We start from the raw sequence: 18371 nt of genomic DNA, 5'->3' as shown, positions 1-18371 counted from the left end.
ATACCGTCACCGTGCAACGATTGAGGGTAGAATCGCCCCTTTGATAGTACTGAGGTGGATACACAACCATGGACTTTATCAAGGACCTCGATGCACGAGGTTTGAACTGTCCGCTGCCGATTCTGAAGACGAAGAAGGCGCTGGCGGAAATGTCGAGTGGCGAAGTATTGCGCGTACAGGCAACCGATCCGGGTTCGGTGCGCGATTTCCAGGCGTTTGCCAGGCAGACCGGCAACGAGCTGGTGCAGCAGGACAAGGACGGCGACGTCTTCGTCTTCTTCATGAAGCGCAAGTAATCCCGGTCGTTCATCGCAGTACCGCGCCAGGCACATCGCCGGCGCTTCCCCCGCGCAGTGCGCGCTTGTTTCCCCGTACCCGCTCCCGATGTTCGCAAGGCCTTGCCGTGGGGCGAGGCCGGCGAAAAGCGTGCTTCCGCTATAATCCTGCGTTGATTTTTGCAATTTGGTGACTTTTTCAAGGGAAAAGTGATGAAAGTATTGGTGCCAGTCAAACGCGTCGTCGATTACAACGTCAAGGTACGCGTCAAATCGGACCAGTCCGGCGTGGATATCGCCAACGTGAAGATGTCGATGAACCCGTTCGACGAGATCGCCGTGGAAGAGGCGGTGCGTCTGAAGGAAGCCGGCAAGGCAACGGAAATCATCGCCGTCTCGTGCGGCGTGCTGCAATCGCAGGAAACGCTGCGTACTGCGATGGCGATCGGCGCCGACCGCGCCGTGCTGGTCGAGACCGACGTCGAATTGCAGCCGCTGGCCGTGGCCAAGCTGTTGAAGGCCGTTGCCGACAAGGAACAGCCGCAACTGATCATCCTCGGCAAGCAGGCGATCGACGACGACGCCAACCAGACCGGCCAGATGCTGGCTGCGCTGCTGGACTGGCCGCAAGCGACCTATGCGTCGAAAGTGGAAGTCGACGGCGACAAGGTGAAGGTCACGCGTGAAGTCGACGGCGGCCTGGAAACCGTGCAACTGTCGCTGCCGGCCATTGTCACCACCGACCTGCGCCTGAACGAGCCGCGTTACGTGACGCTGCCGAACATCATGAAGGCGAAGAAAAAGCAGCTGGACAATTTCAAGCCGGCCGATCTGGGCGTCGACGTCACGCCGCGCCTGAAGACGCTGAAGGTCAGCGAACCGCCGAAACGTTCCGCCGGCATCATCGTGCCGGATGTCGCCACGCTGGTCGACAAGCTGAAAAACGAAGCCAAAGTCATCTAAGGGATCACATCATGACCGCACTCGTCATTGCAGAACACGACAACGCTTCCCTGAAGGGCAGCACGCTGCACACGATCACCGCTGCCGCGCAATGCGGCGGCGACGTCCATGTCCTCGTCGCCGGCAACAACGCCGGTGCCGCTGCGCAAGCCGCTGCGAAAATCGCCGGCGTTGCCAAGGTCCTCGTCGCAGAAGGCCCGCAGTTTGCCGACGGCCTGGCCGAGAACGTCGCTGCGCAGGCGCTGGCGCTGGCATCGAACTACTCGCACATCCTGGCGCCTGCCACCGCCTACGGCAAGAACATCCTGCCGCGCGTGGCTGCCAAGCTGGACGTCGCGCAGGTTTCCGAAATCACCAAGGTGGTATCGCCTGATACCTTCGAGCGTCCGTTCTATGCCGGCAACGCGATCGCGACCGTGCAGTCGTCGGATGCGGTGAAGGTGATCACCGTGCGTACCACGGCATTCGATTCGCCTGCCGAAGGCGGTTCCGCTGCGGTCGAGAACGTGACGGCAGTTGCCGATTCCGGCAAGTCGTCGTTCGTCTCGCGTGAGATCGCGACGTCGGCGCGTCCGGAACTGACGGCGGCCAAGGTCGTCGTCTCCGGCGGCCGCGGTCTCGGCTCGGAAGAAAACTTCAAGATCCTCGAACCGCTGGCCGACAGGCTGGGCGCGGCGATGGGTGCCTCGCGCGCGGCCGTCGATGCCGGCTTCGTGCCGAACGACTGGCAGGTCGGCCAGACCGGCAAGATCGTCGCGCCCGATCTGTACATCGCCGTCGGCATTTCCGGTGCGATCCAGCATCTGGCCGGCATGAAGGATTCGAAGACCATCGTCGCCATCAACAAGGATGCGGAAGCGCCGATCTTCTCGGTGGCTGATTACGGCATCGTCGGCGATTTGTTCGAAGTCGTGCCTGCACTGGTGAAGGAACTGGGCTGACGTTTTAGACGTTGAGCTGCGTTCCGCTTGATTCAAACGAACGGGCGGGGCGGCGACGGTTGTAGCGGCTGGAGGCTTTCTGGCACACTGCAATCGTCACCGTCCCGTCCGTTTTCCATTTCAGGAGTCTGCATGAGTTACGCCGCGCCGTTGAAGGACATGCTGTTCGTGTTGAACGAGTTGGCCGATCTGCCGGCCGTCAATGCCTTGCCCGGCTGCGAGGATGCGACGCCGGAAACGGTAGAGGCGGTGCTGGAAGAAAACGCGCGCTTCTGCGAAGAAGTCATCGCGCCACTGAACCGCATCGGCGATGAGAAACCGAGCATATGGAAGGACGGCAAAGTGAAGACGACGCCTGGTTTCGCGGATGCCTTCCATGCGTTTGCGCAAGCCGGCTGGCAGGGCGTGCAGCATCCGGCGGAATTCGGCGGGCAGGGTTTGCCCAAGCTGGTGGCGACGCCGTGCATGGAAATGCTGAATGCGGCCAACCTGTCGTTTGCCTTGTGTCCGCTGCTGACCGATGGTGCGATCGAGGCCTTGATGACGGCGGGTTCCGACGAACAGAAGCAGCGCTTCCTGCCCAACTTCGTCGCCGGCAAATGGACAGGTACGATGAACCTGACCGAACCGCAGGCCGGTTCCGACCTGGCGATGGTGCGTTCACGCGCGGAACCGCAGGGCGACGGCACCTATCGTATCTTCGGCACCAAGATCTTCATCACCTACGGCGAGCACGACATGGCCGAGAACATCGTGCATCTGGTGCTCGCACGTTTGCCCAATGCGCCGGAAGGCGTGAAGGGCATCTCGTTGTTTCTCGTGCCGAAATATCTGGTGAACACCGACGGTTCGCTCGGCGAGCGCAACGACGTGCAATGCATCTCGATCGAACACAAGCTCGGCATCAAGGCCAGTCCGACGGCGATGCTGCAGTTCGGTGACCATGGCGGTGCGATCGGTACATTGGTCGGTGAGGAAAATCGCGGCCTGGAAACGATGTTCGTGATGATGAATGCGGCGCGCTTCGCGGTCGGCGTGCAGGGCATCGGGTTGGCCGAGCGTGCGTATCAGAAAGCGGTGCAGTACGCGAAAGAGCGTGTGCAGTCGAAGGATCTCGAAGGCTCGGCAACGGCGGTGTCCATCATCCACCAGCCGGACGTGCGGCGCATGCTGATGTCGATGAAGGCGCAGATCGAGGCGGCGCGCGCGCTGGCCTACGTGGCGGCGGCGAAAGCCGACATCGCGCATCATCATCCGGATGCTGACGTGCGCGCGGCGAACGAAGCGGTTTACGAATTCATGGTGCCGGTCATCAAGGGCTGGTCGACCGAGATGGCGATCGACGTCGCTTCGACCGGCGTGCAGATTCACGGCGGCATGGGCTTCATCGAAGAGACGGGCGCTGCGCAGTTCTACCGCGATGCCCGCATTCTGACGATCTATGAAGGCACGACCGCGATCCAGGCCAACGATCTGGTCGGCCGCAAGACGGTGCGCGACGGCGGTGCGGTAGCGAAGGCAATCGTTGCCGACGTGATGCGTACGGCAAACGAATTGCTGGAAGCATCATCGGAGGACGGCGCGGAAGATTTCGCTGCGATCCATGCGCAGTTGACTGCGGCGGCGCAGGCGCTGGAAGACGTCGTGGACTATGCCGTTGCCAATGTGCAATCCGACATCAAGGGCGTATTCGCCGGCAGCGTGCCGTATCTGAAACTGGCGGGCATTGTGCTCGGCGGCTGGCAGATGGCGCGTGCTGCGTTGATCGCGCGGCAGAAATTGAAACAGGGCGACGGCGACGCAACCTTTTACCGCACCAAGCTGGCGACCGCGCGTTTCTTTGCCGATCATTTCTTGTCGCAGGCGGCCGGTTATAGCAGCGCGATTGTCAGCGGCAATGCGGGGATGCTGGCGTTGGAAGAAGATCAGTTCTGACGACTTTCAACGCAGCCGGCCGATATAGCCGCGATCGACATCGTCATCGGTGTCGGAAGAAGGCTTGGCCGACTGTTGCGGTTGGGGCGCGGGCGGCGTCTCCGCTAGTCGCGACAATAGCGGTTGCCGCGGTGCCTGCTGCGTGAATAAACCTTCACCGCCGAAGAAGATGTCCTGCAGCTTGGCGCTCAGTTCACGCAAGCCCGCATTGTCCGAACCGGCGGTCATTTCCAGCACGTGGCGGCAGTAGTCGGGATCGATGCGCATGTACTCGATGTCGGTCACGCGACCGGTGTGGCGGCGCAGCGTGACGTGCAGCCGCCCCATCAATGCGAAGGCGTGATTCTCCTGTTCGGCACGTGTGTGGTGTTCGTCGCTCATAGTACGTGCTCACCATGCTGTTCCAGATCGAGGCCGTCGCGCTCGGCTTCTTCCGTCACGCGCAGGCCGACTAGGGCCTTGACGATACCGAGGATGATGGCGGTCATCACGGTGGAGAAGGCAATCGTCATGACGACACCGAATGCCTGATTGCCGAACGAACTTTCTACGCCGCCGATTTCCTTTGCCGCGAACACCCCGGTCAGCAGCGCGCCGACTATGCCGCCGATCGCATGCACACCAAACACGTCCAGCGAATCGTCGTAGCCGAGCATGGATTTGAGTGACGTCGCGCCCCAGTAGCAGGCGATGCCGGCCGCTGCGCCGATCGCCAGCGCGCCGTTGATGCCGACAAAGCCGGAGGCTGGCGTGATCGCGACCAGGCCCGATACCGCGCCGGACACCATGCCGAGCACCGAGGGTTTGCCGCGCCGCAGCCATTCGGCGAACATCCATGCCAGCGCGGCGACCGCGGTGGCCAGTTGCGTGACCAGCATCGCCATGCCGGCACGGCCGTCGGCCGCCACGGCGGAACCGGCATTGAAGCCGAACCAGCCGACCCACAGCAGGCAGGCACCGATCACGGTCAGCACCAGGTTGTGCGGTGGCATCGGCTCCTTGCCGAAGCCGGTGCGCGGGCCGATGATGACGGCGGCGATCAGGCCGGAAACGCCGGCATTGATGTGCACCACGGTGCCGCCGGCGAAATCGAGTACGCCACGTCCGGCCAGCCAGCCGCCCGGCTCCCACACCCAATGCGCGACCGGTGCGTAGACGAAGACGGACCACAGCGCCATGAAAATCAGCAGCGCCGAGAACTTCATGCGTTCGGCGAAGGCGCCAGTGATCAGCGCCGGCGTGATGATGGCGAAAGTCATCTGGAACATGACAAACACGCTTTCCGGAATCGTCGGCGCGATCTCGCTGACGGTCACCTTGCCTGCTTCTTTCATGAAGGACATGCCATCCAGCAGTACGCGGTCCAGTCCTCCAATGTAGGCCGAGCCAGGCGTGAAGGCGAGGCTGTAGCCGATCGCGACCCACAGCACGGTGACCAGGCAGGTGACGGCGAAGCTTTGTGCCATCGTCGCCAGCACGTTCTTCTTGCGCACCATGCCGGCGTAGAACAGCGCCAAGCCGGGAATTGTCATCAGCAGCACCAGTGCGGTGGAAGTCAGCATCCAGGCGGTATCGCCGGGATTAAGCCTGGCGGCATCGACCAGCATCGGCCGGGTCAGCACTTCTTCTTCCGTTGGCGGTGCGGTCGGTTCGACGGTGGCCGGCTGCGCTTCCGGATCGGCGATCGGCGGCGCGGCAAGGATGGGTGGAGCTGTAACCGGAGTGTCGGCGGAAGCCGATGCATCCGATGTATCCGATGCATTTTGGGCGAATGCGGAGGGGAGGAACAAGGCGGCGGCCAGGGCGGCCATTGCCAGCGGCGCGGCAAAGCGGTTGATCATGGAGGCTTCCTTGATGCGATGTCTTGTGTTTCACAAAAGCACTATGCGTGCCATGCGCGGAGCCGGAAGAAAGCGCGGCAGGCCGTGTCCGGAACGGTTCGATTGCACTGGACCTGCGCAGATTAGGGACGCATGCACAAAGGTGGTACAGCGGGCGTGGGCGTGCGGTGGAGCTATATGGGTTGCTGGCGAGTTAAATTTTTGGCAACTATTGGTGGTCGAAATACTACTGAAAGTAGTAAAAGCCACTGCGTGCTACTACTGAAAGTTGCAGGGGGAGGGCTGTACGGGCTATAATTTGCGGCTTTTCCCACGTTTCGACGGTTGGCCGATGTTTCACCGGTTGGTCGTTCAATTCGATGGGCGTCGTCGAACCCTGTGGTTATCCGAGGATTCGGCGGTTTTATTGATTAAAAATCCCGATATCGGAAATATTATGGTCGTCATTCGTTTAGCTCGTGGCGGCGCCAAAAAGCGCCCGTTCTACAACATCGTTGCAACCGATTCGCGCAACCGTCGCGATGGTCGTTTCATCGAGCGCATCGGCTTCTACAACCCGGTTGCATCGGGCAAGGAAGAAACCGTTCGCATCGCTCAGGATCGTCTGTCGTACTGGCAAGGTGTTGGCGCCCAACTGTCGCCGACCGTCGCACGTCTGGTCGAAGCCGGCAAAGCTGCTGCTTAATTGCAGCAATAGCTGTTCAGGCTTGTCTGATCGGGAGCAGCTTCGGGGATGAAAATTCCTGACGATCTGGTGCTGGTCGGGCACATTACCGGTGCGTACGGGCTGCAAGGCTGGGTACGTATCAGGCCGTATTCGGAAGACGCGGACGCATTGCTGCACGCACGCACGTGGTGGCTGGACAAGCCGGCCATGCGGGATGTGGAAGTCATGCAATCCCGCGTGCATACCGACGACGTGGTGGCAAAGCTGATGGGCGTCGCCGATCGCGATGCCGCCGAGGCGCTGAAAGGTGCTACCGTGCAAATCGCACGCAGCCATTTCCCGGCATTGTCGGACAACGAATTCTATTGGGTCGATCTGATCGGCCTGGAAGTCGAGAATCTGCAAGGCCGGCATCTGGGCTCCGTGCATGACATGATGGACAACGGCGCGCATCCGATTCTGCGGGTGATGCCGGCGGTCGCGACGGAAGACAAGCAGCAGGAAATGCTGATTCCGTTCGTCGACCAGTTCGTCATCACGGTCGACAAGACGGCAAAGAAGATTACGGTGGACTGGGAACTCGATTACTGAGTCCCATGACTGGATTCCGGAGCAAGGAGTAGGGCGGGATGCAATTCGATGTCGTCACGCTGTTCCCGGAAATGTTCACGGCGATCACGCAGTCGGGTATCACGCGACGCGCGTTCGAGCAGAAGAGTTGCTCCTTGTCGCTGTGGAATCCGCGCGATTTCACGACCGATAAGCATCGCACCGTCGATGACCGGCCGTATGGCGGCGGTCCCGGCATGGTGATGATGGTCAAGCCGCTGGAAGCGGCGGTAAAGGCAGCCAAGGCGAGGCAGATTGCCGCCGAGTTGCCGATACCGAAAGTGATTTATCTGTCGCCGCAAGGCAAGGCATTGACGCATGAACGCGTGATGCAGTTGGCAGCGGAACCGGGGCTGGTGTTGCTGTGTGGCCGCTACGAAGCGGTGGATCAGCGGTTCCTGGATCGTTGCGTGGATGAGGAAATCAGCCTTGGCGATTTCGTTCTCTCCGGCGGTGAGTTGCCGGCGATGGCGTTGATGGATGCAGTGATCCGCCAGTTGCCCGGTGTATTGAATGACGATGCTTCTGCAGTCGAAGACAGTTTCGTCAACGGCTTATTGGATTGCCCGCACTACACGCGGCCGGAAGTCCACGAAGGCGAAGCGGTGCCGACGGTCCTGATGGGCGGCAACCATGCCGAGATCGAGAAGTGGCGGCGAGAGCGGTCGCTGGAAGCGACCGCAAGGAAGCGTCCCGATCTGATCGGCAAGGCACGCGAGGCAGGATTGCTGACGCGGGCCGACGAAAAATTTTTGAGCAGTCTGAAGTAACAAGGAATTCGCCGTCACGGCAAACCGTGGCGGCAATCGTGCAGGGAGCAACCGTTCTCTGCAATTTGCAAACCCCATCCTCTACCGGGCATCAGCAGCAAGCAGCGCCGGCATGATGGTTACAGGAGTGAAAAATGGATCTGATCCAGCAACTCGAGCAGGAAGAAATCGCCCGTCTCGGCAAGAACATCCCCGACTTTGCGCCGGGTGATACGGTCATCGTCAGCGTCAATGTGGTCGAAGGCACCCGCAAGCGTGCACAGGCATACGAAGGTGTCGTGATCTCGCGTCGCAACCGTGGTCTGAACTCGAACTTCATTGTTCGCAAAATCTCGTCGGGTGAAGGCGTGGAACGTACGTTCCAGCTGTACTCGCCGCTGATCGCGTCGATCGAAGTCAAGCGCCGCGGTGACGTACGTCGCGCGAAGCTGTACTACCTGCGCGATCGTTCGGGCAAATCGGCACGTATCAAGGAAAAACTGCCGAGCCGCCGCGCCGCTGCAAAAGACGCAGAATAATTTATCGGGCCAGTTTTCTGGCCGATGTCTGCGTCAGGAAACGCTCTTCGGTTTCCATGAAAACCCCGCTTCGGCGGGGTTTTTCTTTTTCGGCTGCGAGTGCAGCCAATCGATCAAGTGAAGAAGTGGCGGGCAGGGCATGCCTTGTGATCCCAACAAGTGCTATCAGGGATCGATATCGCCCTTTGCTGCCGTCTCGCCGTCGATGATCTGGAATTTGCGCATTTTTTCCCACAAGACCTTGCGGCTCATCTTCAAATGGTTGGCCGTATCCTGCCGTCGCCAGTTGTGTGCATCAAGCGCTTCGATGATGCGCTGACGGTCGGCCATGTCCCATTTGCGGCGCGCACCGTCGTTTTCGATTTCCTGCAACTCGTCGCGGAATTCGCGCAGGGCGACGAACACGCGATCGATCGCATCGCGATTCCAGTCGCCGAACTGGCGATGGATGATCGTGATGCGTTCGGCGATGTTGCGCAACTCACGTACATTACCGACGAAGCGCGTGTTCGCAACCATGCGGATCAGCCAGTCCGGGATGGTGATCGACGATGCCTCGCCATTCTTGTCGCTGCCGGACTGACTGCCCAGCATGCGCTGCACGATGTGCGAGAAGATCGCAATCTTGTCCGTTTCACCGCGCTCTTGCAGGTTCGGTACGCGCAATTCGATGACGGCCATTCGGTAGTAGAGGTCGGAGCGGAACATCTCCTGCCGCACCAGTTCGCGCAAGTTGCGATTTGTGGCAGCGACTAGCCGGAAATCGACGCTGATCTCTGTTGCCGATCCCAGCCGCGTGACCTTGCTCTGTTCCAGCACGCGCAGCAGTTTTACCTGCTGGTACAGCGGCAGGTCACCGATCTCGTCGAGGAACAGTGTGCCGCCGTCGGCCTGCTCGAAATAGCCCTTGTGCGCCAGCATCGCGCCGGTGAATGCGCCTTTAGCGTGGCCGAAGAAATGTGATTCGAACAGACCGTCCGGAATGGCACCGCAGTTGACGGCGACGAATGGCCCCTTGCTGTAATGACTATGGTGATCGTGCAGCAGTCGCGCAATGCGTTCCTTGCCGACGCCGGTTTCGCCCGAGATCAGTACGTTGGAATCACAGTCGGCAAACGTTTCCGCTTCTTTCAGCAAGGCTTTCATTACGTCGGACTCGGCGATCAGCGGATCGCGCTCCTGTGCCGATTTGCCGTGCAGGTGAAGCTCTCCTGCCAGTGCGAAGACCTGGCGCCGCAGTTCCGCACAGGTGAAATCCAGCATCAGGATGTGCGAATACTCGGGCGGATAGACGCGCGAATCGTAGGCGCGCGGCGCTTCGGCGACCCAGATGACCGGCATGCCGTGCGTGCGCTGCCAATCCTGCGCATCGAAGCCGGAACTGTCGATGACGGTGACCGAGATGATCGCGATCGATGTCGATTGCGCCACCTGCTCCGGCAACGGCTCCATGCCGTCGGCGCGAATGACGTCGACATCGGCGCTGACCAGGCAGCGTGCAATGCGATCGAAAATATCGGACTTGCCTTCCCAAACGTAGATGTCGATATTTTCCTGTGGAGGCTTGTTCTTGATCATGCCGTTCCTTGATCGTCGAAGGGAGGTGCGGGTTTCTTCAGGAGGAACAATGGCGGCGGTGCATGTTGTTCCTCTTCCGCCATGCCCTGCCGATGCGACAGCAGGTCGCGAATTTCGATCAGCCGTGAATGGAGATTGAAGGCGAGCACCAGCATTTCGCTGAGCAGCCGCCATAGCAGCAGGGAGAGTAAGGTTGCGCCTATCGTCAGCGATATGCGCGCGCTGTCTGAGACGGATGTATCGGGCGAATTGAACAGGATGCCGCATGCGGCGCCGATGATGGCGATGAAGCCGACCCAATAGATCAACCTGATCAGAAAGGGGGCGATCAGGTCATCCATGTTCAGATAGCGGAAAAATCTGCTGGCGGAATCAGAGGATTGCATGGTCGATGCTCCGTTCATATGAAAAATGTCTAATAAACCAGTTTGACGTTTTCGCCACCGCCGCAATTCAGGTCGATCAAGGTGACGTCGACCTGGCCGATCTGCAGGCCGAGCAGGGTTTGCAATTGATTGGAAAGGGCGCTGCCCAGTTCGTCGAGAATCGGCTGCAGCAAGTCGGTCGTTAGGCCTAGCGCAGTTAATACGGCCTTGCTAATAGAACCTTGATCGCCTGCTAGTTGCCCCGAAAGGATGCACTGTGCGTTGCCCAGGCAAAGAACTGGATTGAGAATGTCGCCGACGATGTTGAGCAGCCCGTTTGCCAGGTTGCCTACGGTATTCAGCAGGCCCGTCAAAACACTGCCGAGCGCGGCAGCCAGACCGCTGTTTGCATTGATGCCATTGACGAAATTCTTGAGATCGCCGAGAGCGCCTTGGACGGTGGAGAGCGCTGTATTAAGTACATTGCCGCTAGCGTTTAACAGACCTGTGGCAAGCGTATTGTTGTTGACGCCGCCGGCGCCTTGCGTCTGCACTTGTAGCAAGGTTGCTCCCAGCAGCTTGGCAAGCATGCCGTCCATCAGATCCAGCAGGGTTGCGCCGAGCTGAAGATCATTTTTTCCCAGCGTGAACGTTTCCCCTTTTACGAAATCATGCGTATCGGTATTCGGTAAGGAATCGATGGAAAAGCTGGTATTGACGTTCAATCCGCCACTGGGCGGAAGATTGGGCAATATTTTGAGAAGGGTTTGATTCTGCAGATTGTCGCTGCATGTCGAAGACGTCGAAAATGCGCTGCTCGCATTGAAATTTCCGACACATAATTTAAGGATCGGTGCATCGATTGCAATGGTGGCGACATCCTTGCCATCTTTCTTTTTCGTACACATGTCCATGATCGTTCCGGTGCCATTAACGACATCGATCGCCAGAGGAATATCGGAAGAGACCAGATTTGCGTTCAGCAGATTGCTTGTGACATGCGTGAACATTCGTACTTGTGACGTGAAAGCCTTGGTGCCAACGCCACCTATCCCGATCGACGGTGGAGCAACGATGCCAATCTGGTTATCAACTGATAGCAGGCTTGGAGCACCGAGATTGACATTGGCTGCAATAGCCGGATGTTCGCTGCCGGCCATGACAATGGCAGTTGAGAGCAATTCTGATGCCTTGATATTGGCATCCAGCGCTGCCTTGCCGTTGGCTGTATCAAGAATGGTGAGCAAGCCCCGTTCGCCGGCATCCGTCAGCAGCTTGACATTCCCACTCTGAACACCGAGTGCATTGATCAGATCTTGCTGTCCGCCGATGGTGCTGACTGCGCCAAGTAGTGTGTTCAGCGGGCAAATGCCGTTGCTGCATGCCGGTGAACCCAACGAGACGATGTTCTTGATTGTGGCGATATCGGCATTCAGGGGAATGTTGAATCCCAGTTCAGAAAGCAATCCGCCGGTGGTGATGCGTGCATTCGCCAATCCATCATACGATGCCAGCGTCGTGCCGTTGATATCGACGCCCAGCTGCGCCAGCAGCATCGGTACGCTGCCATCCTTGATGCGCAACAGCCGCGATTCGACGGAGAATACGGCAACAGGTGCCGATGTCGTGGCGATGGCAAAAGCACTTACCTGTTGGCTGGCCCATGCGCCAAAGAAGCTGCCGAACGAGCGGCTGACCTCGACACGAACTGCCGTCGGTACGGGGTGGCCCGCTGGAGTAATGCCGCCAGCGTAAGCGAGGTAATGCGGCGCTGCCGGTATCGAGGTCGGATCCCATTTGCCGCACGTAGAGTTGATCGTGCCGCTGAAACCATGTGCGATTTGTGCATTGTTGGCGGCAGCGCTGAAACCGGATGCGCATTGGTCATCGGGCGAATCTGCCGAGCGTGCGATTTTTTGTGCTCCCGCAATCGCCGCCATATCTGCAATCTTCTGCAATTCCCGCTTTTGATAAAACAGGAAGCCGATATCGATCGAAGCCAGCAAAATCACGACAGCGGAGATCACCAGCGCCGCCATCACGGCAATCGAGCCGCGCTGACGTGGTGGCAGATTCTGCACCGGATTTCCGATTGTCGTGAACGCTGGCATATGCGTGACCGGTTTCAGCGGCTGGTCGATGCTTCATCGATCTTGCTGTTGAAGCTTTCTGGAATCTTGTATTTGAAGCTGTCCAGATAGCGGTGCCAGCTCAGATTGCCGGTGGCACCGAGCATCGGCAGACCGGGGCCGGCAATGCTGCCGTCGGCTTGTGCATTCAGCAGTCTGGTGGTGGTCTCGCCGATGGTATTTGACGATTGTTGCATCTGCTCGGCAGTCGGTTCTTCGTTCGATTCCGATTGGGCAAAGGCATATGGCGTACAAGCGATTAGCAGCACGGCAAGTAAAGGTGTGCGCAGGCGGCGCGAGAGGACTGGCACTGTACGTGCGGGAACGTCGCGATGAAGAAGGCGTCTCGGCATGTTGATCTCCTTTTCAGGTACGCGTTGTCTCGATGAAAGTTATTGGCGCAACTGCTGCGCCGGTTCGAGCAATTGCCATTGCAGTTGCAATTGCATACCGTTGCTGTTGTCGTGTCGGGCGGATGCCAATGCGTTAGTCGTGGCCGTTTTCGATGACGGATTGCCGTTTGCACGTGCCTGACGTGCGACTTCTTCCTGCGTTTCCTGCGGCAAGCCGGCCTTGTCCATCAGATGGCGTGCCTTGTCGTTTTCGCCAGCAAGGATCAGGTAGAGAGCCAGATTGCTGACGATCTTGCGATTGTCCGGCGCGAGTTCGGCGGCCTGGATCAGCGGCAGGCGGGCGGCTGCAAATTCGTTGTTTTGCAGCAGTGCGTAGCCGAGGTCGCTGAGTGCCGTCGCATTGATCGGATCGTGCCGCGTCGATTCCTGCAGTGCGGTGACGGCGGTGGCGTAATCGCCGCGTTGCGCTGCCAGCAGGCCGAGGCCGCGCCAAGCCGAGGCGGTTTCCACGGTATCCAGCAAGCGACGGTAGGCCTTGTCGGCTGCTTCCGTCTGGCCGGTGGCGCGCAATGCATCGGCTTCCAGACGCATGATTTCGGGCGAATCGCCATGCTGCTTGCGATAGGCGTCGATATGGGCGAGCGAGGCGAAGTACAGCGAGCGCGACTGCATCGTCTTGATCATGTCCAGATAGACCAGCTTGTTGTCGATCGCCGGCTTTTCCGGCTCCAGCTGCTGGCGCTGAATGGCAGCTTCCATGCGTTCGGCTTGGTCGTTCGATGCCTTGTCGAAAGTGGAACAGGCAGCGAGCAGGGATAGCACAGTGGTACCGATGGCAAGGCGGGAAAAACGATGGCATGCGCTCATGTCAGTGTCCTATCCTCGAGAGTGTGCGAATGATGGCGAGAAAACCTGCGCCGCCGGTGATGATGAGCAGCGCGGGCAACAGCGTGAGGACCATGACGCCGGTCATCTTGACGGTCAGCTTGCCGACTTTCTCCTTCATGTCGAGCTTGCGCTGTTCGCGTACGCGGTCGCTGAACTGCTGTAGCGGCTGCTGTACTGCACCGCCGTAGTGATCGACCTGCACGATCAGGCGTGCGATGGCATTGATGTCGTCGTTGTTGAACACGGTGGAGAAGCGGCGCAGCGATTGTTCGCGGCTGCGGCCGTTCAAGTATTGGCGCGCGGCGATCTGCAGTTCGCGGCTGAGAACCGGGAGCGTCTTCGCGAATTCGGTTTCGATCACATGCAGACTTTGATCGATCGACAGGCCGACACCTTGCAACAGACGCAACAGGTCGATCAGCAGTGGCAGTTCTTCTGCGGCACGGCGACGGCGGTCGCGCGCCTTCCATTGCATCGCCCATTTCGGTCCCATGTAGCCGAAACCGAAGCCGAAGAAGCCGCAGATCAGGAAGGACGATGTCGTGCCGTTGGCGATGAAAAACCAGGCGAGGGTGGGCAGCAGCAGGCCGAGGACAGTACGCGTGATGAAGAACAGCGTCTTGCCGCGATTGTCGTTGACACCGCATTGGTCGAGCAGCTGGCGGTCTTCCTCGGCGACCAGTTGCCTTCCGATCGGCGTATCGACCCAATGTGCAGCATGCGCGACGATGCGGTCGAGCCAGTGCGTCGGCTCCGGTTCGTCGTCGGCTTCATGCTCTTCCGGATGCTGCGGATGTTCCTGCCTGTCGATGCGGCGGTTCAGCATACGCTCGGTACGCATCATGTCCCATGCGCGGCGCAGCAGCACGCCGCCGACCAGCAGCGCGGCGGCGGCGAAGAACAGCAGCGACAGGGCGATCAGCGTATTGCGTTCCATTGTGTGTTCCCGTCTTTCTTCAATTTCATACCGACTTTGCGAGCCGGTACAGACAGAATGCGCCACATACTTCGAGCGCCAGCGCACCGAACAACATTTCCCTGCCGGCTTCATCGTTCAGCATGATGGAGAACATGGCGCTGTTGAAAATGACCATGAACAGGCCGAGCCCGATCGGCAGCAGGCCGAGTATCCATGCCGACAGGCGTGTTTCCGCCGATAGTGCCACCAGTTCGTTCTGCGCCTGTTCGCGATCGCGCATGAAGGCAGCCATGCGATCGAGCACGTTGTCGGCGCGTCCGCCGAAGCGCAGCGCGACACCGATGACGGCGGCGATCAGCTCTAGTTCATGCAGGCGGAACAGGCGCGCCTCCTGCAGCAGTGCTTGTTCGAGATCGAGGCCGGCCTGCACCAGGCCGTTGGAGCGGTCGAGCAGGTCGCGCAGAGGTGCATCGGTCGTCAGCAGCGCGGATTGAAAGGACGATTCGAGACTGTTGCCGATAGTCGCGAGCCGCACCATCGTGTCGAGGAAGGATGGCAACTGGCGCACCATCCGCTGATGGCGCCGCGTGGCCTTCAACCACAGGCGGAAATGGCAGAGTCCGACATACAGAATGGCCGTGCCAATCGCAGACAGGATGCCGCCGAACAGTGCGGCAATGGCAATGAGCAGAACGCCAGGCGCAATCAATAGAAAGAGAAACAGACGATTCGGCACGATGCCGGCGCGCAGTAAGAAATACCGCAGGAAATTCTGCCACCTGCGCCGTCCTTGCCGTGCGGTGGTGTTGTGCTGTGCGGAATTGGCACCGGTCATCTCGAGGTTTTCCGTTTCGGCCATGTTGCGCAATTGCCGATCGACGAAAGCCGAAGCCGCCTGCTGATGCGCGCGCGTCTGTGCACCCTGCCATAGCAGCAGGCTGGCCGCGATCAGCAGGATCGCACCGGCAATCAGCAGCAGCATCAAGGTGCTCATGGCTTCCTCGTCGGCATGGCTGCGGCTGCCGCGAGTTGTTTGCGGCGCTGTAGCTTGGGCGAATGCGGCTGAATGCCGAGCGATACCCAACGATCCTTTTCTTCGCCGTCGGGTGCGACAAAGCTTTCGTGGCGGAACAGTTCCTGCGTCGTGATGATGTTGTCGCCGACGCCGGTGACTTCAGTGATCGAGACGATGCGCCGTCGGCCGTTCGACAACCGCGCGATCTGCACGATGAAATCGATCGCGCCGGCGATCTGGCGGCGCAGGCTGTTTTCGCTGCCCTGAAAGCCGGCGAAACCGGCCAGCATTTCGATACGATGCAGGCATTCGCGCGGCGTGTTGGCATGAATCGTTGCCATAGAACCGTCATGACCGGTATTCATCGCCTGCAGCATTTCCATCACTTCGGCGCCACGCACCTCGCCGACGATGATGCGGTCCGGACGCATGCGCAGACTGTTGCGGATCAGATCACGAATGGTGACGGCGCCGGTGCCTTCGAAGCTGCCGATGCGCGATTCGAGGCGCACCACATGCGGATGGTTCAGCGACAGTTCGGCCGTGTCTTCGACGGTGACGACACGTTCGTTTTCCGGCAGGAAGAAGGCCAGTGCGTTCAGCAGCGAAGTCTTGCCAGAACTGGTGCCGCCGGAGACGAGGATGTTGCAGCGTGCCTTGACGGCGTTTTCCAGCAGCGCGAACAGGTCTTCGTTCAGCGTGCCGAGTTGCTGCAGATCGGATGGCTTCAGTGGATCCTTGCGAAACTTACGGATGGAAACCATCGGGCCGTCCACCGCCAGCGGTTCGATAACGACGTTCAGGCGGCCACCGTCCGGCAGACGTGCGTCGACCATCGGATTCGATTCGTCGAGGCGGCGGCCGAGCGGCGCGAGGATGCGGCGCACGATGCGCAACAAGTGGCTGTTGTCCGTGAAGCGCAATGTTTCGCGTTCCAGTACGCCGTGCCGCGAGACGAAGACATCGTTGTAGCCATTGATCAGGATGTCCTCGACATCCGCGTCGGCCAGCAGGTCTTCCAGCGGGCCGAGGCCGGCCAGTTCTTTTGTCAGTGCATCAGCGATCAGGCGTACTTCATTCTCGTTCAGCGGAATGCGGCGGAGGCGCACGAAGCCGTCGACATCCAGATTGACGAACTGCTGGATTGCCGAGCGCGACCAGCGGCCGAACTCCGCACCCAGCTCTTCGATGCGCGTCAGCAGGTTGTCGTAGGCGGCGGTCTTGATGTCCTGGAAACGCTGCGTGTTGACGAATGCGGCTTCTTCGCCGGTCATGTCGATGTGATCGCTCATTTCATTCCCCTTTTATTGTTATTCGACGGCATCCAGCGTTGCATCCAGCGCGGCAGGCGGCTGTCGGCGCTGCTGCGCCTGTCCACGTTTGTTTTCAGCAGGTCGGCGCCGAGCTTCTGTATCGCGCGTACATACGGATCGTTGCGGGCAACTTCGTGCAGCAGCTTGCCGAGATTGGCCGCGCTTATCATGCGTGCCGCGCATTCCGGCAGCACGGCCTTCAGCGGCAGACCGAAACGGTCGGCAATCTGTTCGGCGTCCATGCCGTAGCGCGTGTCGTAGCGGCTGACGATCAATTGGCGCTTTCCGGTCTGACGTTCAGTTTCGGCAGCCTGACTGTCGAGTTCCTTCAGCAATGTGGCCAGCGATACCAGCGAACCGACGCTCTGATCGGTGACCAGCCAGGTCTCGTCGACGGCCTGCGTAATCCGGGAGATGAAGCCGGCATGCGGAAAACCGCCGAGGTCGACGATCAATACGTCAAAGTACGGGCATAGCTGCATCAGCAGCGCCACCGTATCGGATGCAGCGATGCCGGTGATATCGTTTGCCGTGCGCGGCAGCGAGACGATGCGTACGCCGCTGGCAGTGCGCGGCAATGCGGTGTGGATCAGCGTCTGGTCCAGGCGATGACGATTGCGGATCGCGTCGTCCAGGTGAAATGCGCCGGCGGCGTTCATGTAGAGCTGGCCGTCGCCGACCGGCAGGCCGAGATCGAGCAGGCCGATGCGTGGTTCCGTCTGTTGCAGGGTCTGGCGTTGCTGCAACAGATCGGCCAGATGTACGGCAAGCGTGGTCGTGCCGATGCCGATACGGGCACCGGCCAGCGCAATCAGGGTGCAGGATTCGGAGGCCGCCGTTGCGTCCGGAGCAATCAGCCTGCGGATGACGGTACGTGCTTCCTCGGCATCGGCGTGCATGTCGACGAAATGATGCACGCCGGCGCGCAACGCGGCGATGGCGCCGTCCGGATAGTCCATCGTGCCGACGGCGACCATCTGCAGATCGGGTAGTACGGCCTTGAGCCGTTGTGCAAGACCGATCATCGACGCATTGCAGTCGATGCCTTCTTCGCCGCAGTTGCCGGAAAAATCGAGCAGCAGCAGCTGCGGCTTGCACGCCGTCATGCGCGCGACCAGCATGTCCAGCGGCACCATTTCCTGCTGCTTCAGATGCCACTCGTTCAGCACACGATCGAGCCAGTCGAAATGTGCGCGGTTGGACGAGCAGAAGATGAACTTGCTGTCGGCGAATTTTCCGCCCGCGAACTTGGCATCTGTATCTGTTGCCGACAGCATCGATTTTTCCGTATG

The 18371-nt window shown here is 59.8% G+C and carries 19 protein-coding genes; 8 read left to right on the top strand and 11 right to left on the bottom strand.

The window, feature by feature from the left end; all coding sequences use genetic code 11:
* Positions 1-68: 68 nt before the first annotated feature.
* The 4 genes from ACO1VH_RS06120 (at position 69) to ACO1VH_RS06105 (ending at position 4114) form a co-directional block, all read left to right on the top strand.
* Complete coding sequence (locus ACO1VH_RS06120; protein WP_486243479.1) at positions 69-296, top strand: sulfurtransferase TusA family protein; 228 nt, start codon at positions 69-71, stop codon at positions 294-296.
* A gap of 192 nt (positions 297-488) precedes the next feature.
* On the top strand, positions 489-1238 hold the full coding sequence (locus ACO1VH_RS06115; protein ID WP_188420084.1) for an electron transfer flavoprotein subunit beta/FixA family protein: 750 nt from the start codon (positions 489-491) through the stop codon (positions 1236-1238).
* Between the two features lie 11 nt (positions 1239-1249).
* On the top strand, positions 1250-2179 hold the full coding sequence (locus tag ACO1VH_RS06110) for an electron transfer flavoprotein subunit alpha/FixB family protein (RefSeq protein WP_486243476.1): 930 nt from the start codon (positions 1250-1252) through the stop codon (positions 2177-2179).
* A 132-nt stretch (positions 2180-2311) separates the two neighbouring features.
* Entirely contained in the window at positions 2312-4114 is a 1803-nt protein-coding gene (locus ACO1VH_RS06105; protein WP_486243474.1) for an acyl-CoA dehydrogenase, read from the top strand.
* Positions 4115-4120: 6 nt separating this feature from the next.
* Here ACO1VH_RS06105 and ACO1VH_RS06100 read toward each other — a convergent pair whose 3' ends face one another.
* Positions 4121-4495: a hypothetical protein gene (locus ACO1VH_RS06100; RefSeq protein WP_486243472.1), complete on the bottom strand. Its 375-nt coding sequence runs from the start codon at positions 4493-4495 to the stop codon at positions 4121-4123.
* On the bottom strand, positions 4492-5955 hold the full coding sequence (locus ACO1VH_RS06095; protein ID WP_486243470.1) for an ammonium transporter: 1464 nt from the start codon (positions 5953-5955) through the stop codon (positions 4492-4494). The genes ACO1VH_RS06100 and ACO1VH_RS06095 overlap by 4 nt, the downstream gene beginning before the upstream one ends.
* A 436-nt stretch (positions 5956-6391) precedes the next feature.
* On the opposite strand from ACO1VH_RS06095, the gene rpsP reads away from it, so the two are divergent.
* The 4 genes from rpsP (at position 6392) to rplS (ending at position 8519) form a co-directional block, all read left to right on the top strand.
* The gene (gene rpsP, locus ACO1VH_RS06090; protein WP_486243628.1) at positions 6392-6640 is read left to right on the top strand and encodes a 30S ribosomal protein S16; all 249 of its coding nucleotides are present in this window, start codon (positions 6392-6394) and stop codon (positions 6638-6640) included.
* Positions 6641-6688: 48 nt separating this feature from the next.
* Positions 6689-7213 (top strand): ribosome maturation factor RimM, encoded by a 525-nt coding sequence (gene rimM / locus ACO1VH_RS06085; RefSeq protein ID WP_486243468.1) that lies wholly within the window; start codon positions 6689-6691, stop codon positions 7211-7213.
* A gap of 38 nt (positions 7214-7251) precedes the next feature.
* Complete coding sequence (gene trmD, locus ACO1VH_RS06080; protein WP_486243466.1) at positions 7252-8001, top strand: tRNA (guanosine(37)-N1)-methyltransferase TrmD; 750 nt, start codon at positions 7252-7254, stop codon at positions 7999-8001.
* 134 nt (positions 8002-8135) lie between these two features.
* A complete protein-coding gene (rplS, locus tag ACO1VH_RS06075; RefSeq protein ID WP_486243464.1) occupies positions 8136-8519 on the top strand; it encodes a 50S ribosomal protein L19 in 384 nt (127 codons plus the stop codon).
* A gap of 165 nt (positions 8520-8684) precedes the next feature.
* Here rplS and ACO1VH_RS06070 read toward each other — a convergent pair whose 3' ends face one another.
* Genes ACO1VH_RS06070 through ACO1VH_RS06030 form a run of 9 tightly spaced genes read right to left on the bottom strand, consistent with a single transcriptional unit; the run spans position 8685 to position 18356 of the window.
* Positions 8685-10094, bottom strand: coding sequence for a sigma 54-interacting transcriptional regulator (locus ACO1VH_RS06070; protein WP_486243626.1), 1410 nt, complete (start codon positions 10092-10094; stop codon positions 8685-8687).
* Complete coding sequence (locus tag ACO1VH_RS06065; protein WP_486243462.1) at positions 10094-10483, bottom strand: DUF4282 domain-containing protein; 390 nt, start codon at positions 10481-10483, stop codon at positions 10094-10096. The genes ACO1VH_RS06070 and ACO1VH_RS06065 overlap by 1 nt, the downstream gene beginning before the upstream one ends.
* Positions 10484-10512: 29 nt before the next feature.
* On the bottom strand, positions 10513-12543 hold the full coding sequence (locus ACO1VH_RS06060) for a TadG family pilus assembly protein (RefSeq protein ID WP_486243460.1): 2031 nt from the start codon (positions 12541-12543) through the stop codon (positions 10513-10515).
* Between the two features lie 44 nt (positions 12544-12587).
* Positions 12588-12944, bottom strand: coding sequence for a DUF3613 domain-containing protein (locus tag ACO1VH_RS06055; protein ID WP_486243458.1), 357 nt, complete (start codon positions 12942-12944; stop codon positions 12588-12590).
* A 39-nt stretch (positions 12945-12983) separates the two neighbouring features.
* Positions 12984-13811 (bottom strand): tetratricopeptide repeat protein, encoded by an 828-nt coding sequence (locus ACO1VH_RS06050; protein WP_486243456.1) that lies wholly within the window; start codon positions 13809-13811, stop codon positions 12984-12986.
* Position 13812: 1 nt separating this feature from the next.
* Complete coding sequence (locus tag ACO1VH_RS06045; protein WP_486243454.1) at positions 13813-14769, bottom strand: type II secretion system F family protein; 957 nt, start codon at positions 14767-14769, stop codon at positions 13813-13815.
* 25 nt (positions 14770-14794) lie between these two features.
* On the bottom strand, positions 14795-15745 hold the full coding sequence (locus tag ACO1VH_RS06040; protein WP_486243452.1) for a type II secretion system F family protein: 951 nt from the start codon (positions 15743-15745) through the stop codon (positions 14795-14797).
* Positions 15742-17058: a TadA family conjugal transfer-associated ATPase gene (locus tag ACO1VH_RS06035; RefSeq protein WP_486243450.1), complete on the bottom strand. Its 1317-nt coding sequence runs from the start codon at positions 17056-17058 to the stop codon at positions 15742-15744. The genes ACO1VH_RS06040 and ACO1VH_RS06035 overlap by 4 nt, the downstream gene beginning before the upstream one ends.
* Positions 17055-18356: a CpaE/TadZ family protein gene (locus tag ACO1VH_RS06030; RefSeq protein ID WP_486243448.1), complete on the bottom strand. Its 1302-nt coding sequence runs from the start codon at positions 18354-18356 to the stop codon at positions 17055-17057. Before ACO1VH_RS06030 ends, ACO1VH_RS06035 begins: the two co-directional genes overlap by 4 nt.
* Positions 18357-18371: the final 15 nt, after the last annotated feature.

The sequence above is a fragment of the Oxalicibacterium sp. genome (assembly GCF_057353965.1).
This window is presented reverse-complemented; position numbering and strand designations above follow the sequence as displayed.

Excerpts from the sequence above, each read along its gene's own strand:
- ACO1VH_RS06035 (WP_486243450.1), bottom strand. The coding sequence starts at position 17,058 with ATGAGCGATCACATCGACATGACCGGCGAAGAAGCCGCATTCGTCAAC.
- ACO1VH_RS06110 (WP_486243476.1), top strand. The coding sequence starts at position 1,250 with ATGACCGCACTCGTCATTGCAGAACACGACAACGCTTCCCTGAAGGGC.
- rplS (WP_486243464.1), top strand. The coding sequence starts at position 8,136 with ATGGATCTGATCCAGCAACTCGAGCAGGAAGAAATCGCCCGTCTCGGC.
- ACO1VH_RS06105 (WP_486243474.1), top strand. The coding sequence starts at position 2,312 with ATGAGTTACGCCGCGCCGTTGAAGGACATGCTGTTCGTGTTGAACGAG.
- ACO1VH_RS06050 (WP_486243456.1), bottom strand. The coding sequence starts at position 13,811 with ATGAGCGCATGCCATCGTTTTTCCCGCCTTGCCATCGGTACCACTGTG.
- rimM (WP_486243468.1), top strand. The coding sequence starts at position 6,689 with ATGAAAATTCCTGACGATCTGGTGCTGGTCGGGCACATTACCGGTGCG.
- trmD (WP_486243466.1), top strand. The coding sequence starts at position 7,252 with ATGCAATTCGATGTCGTCACGCTGTTCCCGGAAATGTTCACGGCGATC.
- ACO1VH_RS06040 (WP_486243452.1), bottom strand. The coding sequence starts at position 15,745 with ATGAGCACCTTGATGCTGCTGCTGATTGCCGGTGCGATCCTGCTGATC.
- ACO1VH_RS06055 (WP_486243458.1), bottom strand. The coding sequence starts at position 12,944 with ATGCCGAGACGCCTTCTTCATCGCGACGTTCCCGCACGTACAGTGCCA.
- ACO1VH_RS06100 (WP_486243472.1), bottom strand. The coding sequence starts at position 4,495 with ATGAGCGACGAACACCACACACGTGCCGAACAGGAGAATCACGCCTTC.
- rpsP (WP_486243628.1), top strand. The coding sequence starts at position 6,392 with ATGGTCGTCATTCGTTTAGCTCGTGGCGGCGCCAAAAAGCGCCCGTTC.
- ACO1VH_RS06120 (WP_486243479.1), top strand. The coding sequence starts at position 69 with ATGGACTTTATCAAGGACCTCGATGCACGAGGTTTGAACTGTCCGCTG.
- ACO1VH_RS06115 (WP_188420084.1), top strand. The coding sequence starts at position 489 with ATGAAAGTATTGGTGCCAGTCAAACGCGTCGTCGATTACAACGTCAAG.
- ACO1VH_RS06095 (WP_486243470.1), bottom strand. The coding sequence starts at position 5,955 with ATGATCAACCGCTTTGCCGCGCCGCTGGCAATGGCCGCCCTGGCCGCC.
- ACO1VH_RS06045 (WP_486243454.1), bottom strand. The coding sequence starts at position 14,769 with ATGGAACGCAATACGCTGATCGCCCTGTCGCTGCTGTTCTTCGCCGCC.
- ACO1VH_RS06030 (WP_486243448.1), bottom strand. The coding sequence starts at position 18,356 with ATGCTGTCGGCAACAGATACAGATGCCAAGTTCGCGGGCGGAAAATTC.
- ACO1VH_RS06065 (WP_486243462.1), bottom strand. The coding sequence starts at position 10,483 with ATGCAATCCTCTGATTCCGCCAGCAGATTTTTCCGCTATCTGAACATG.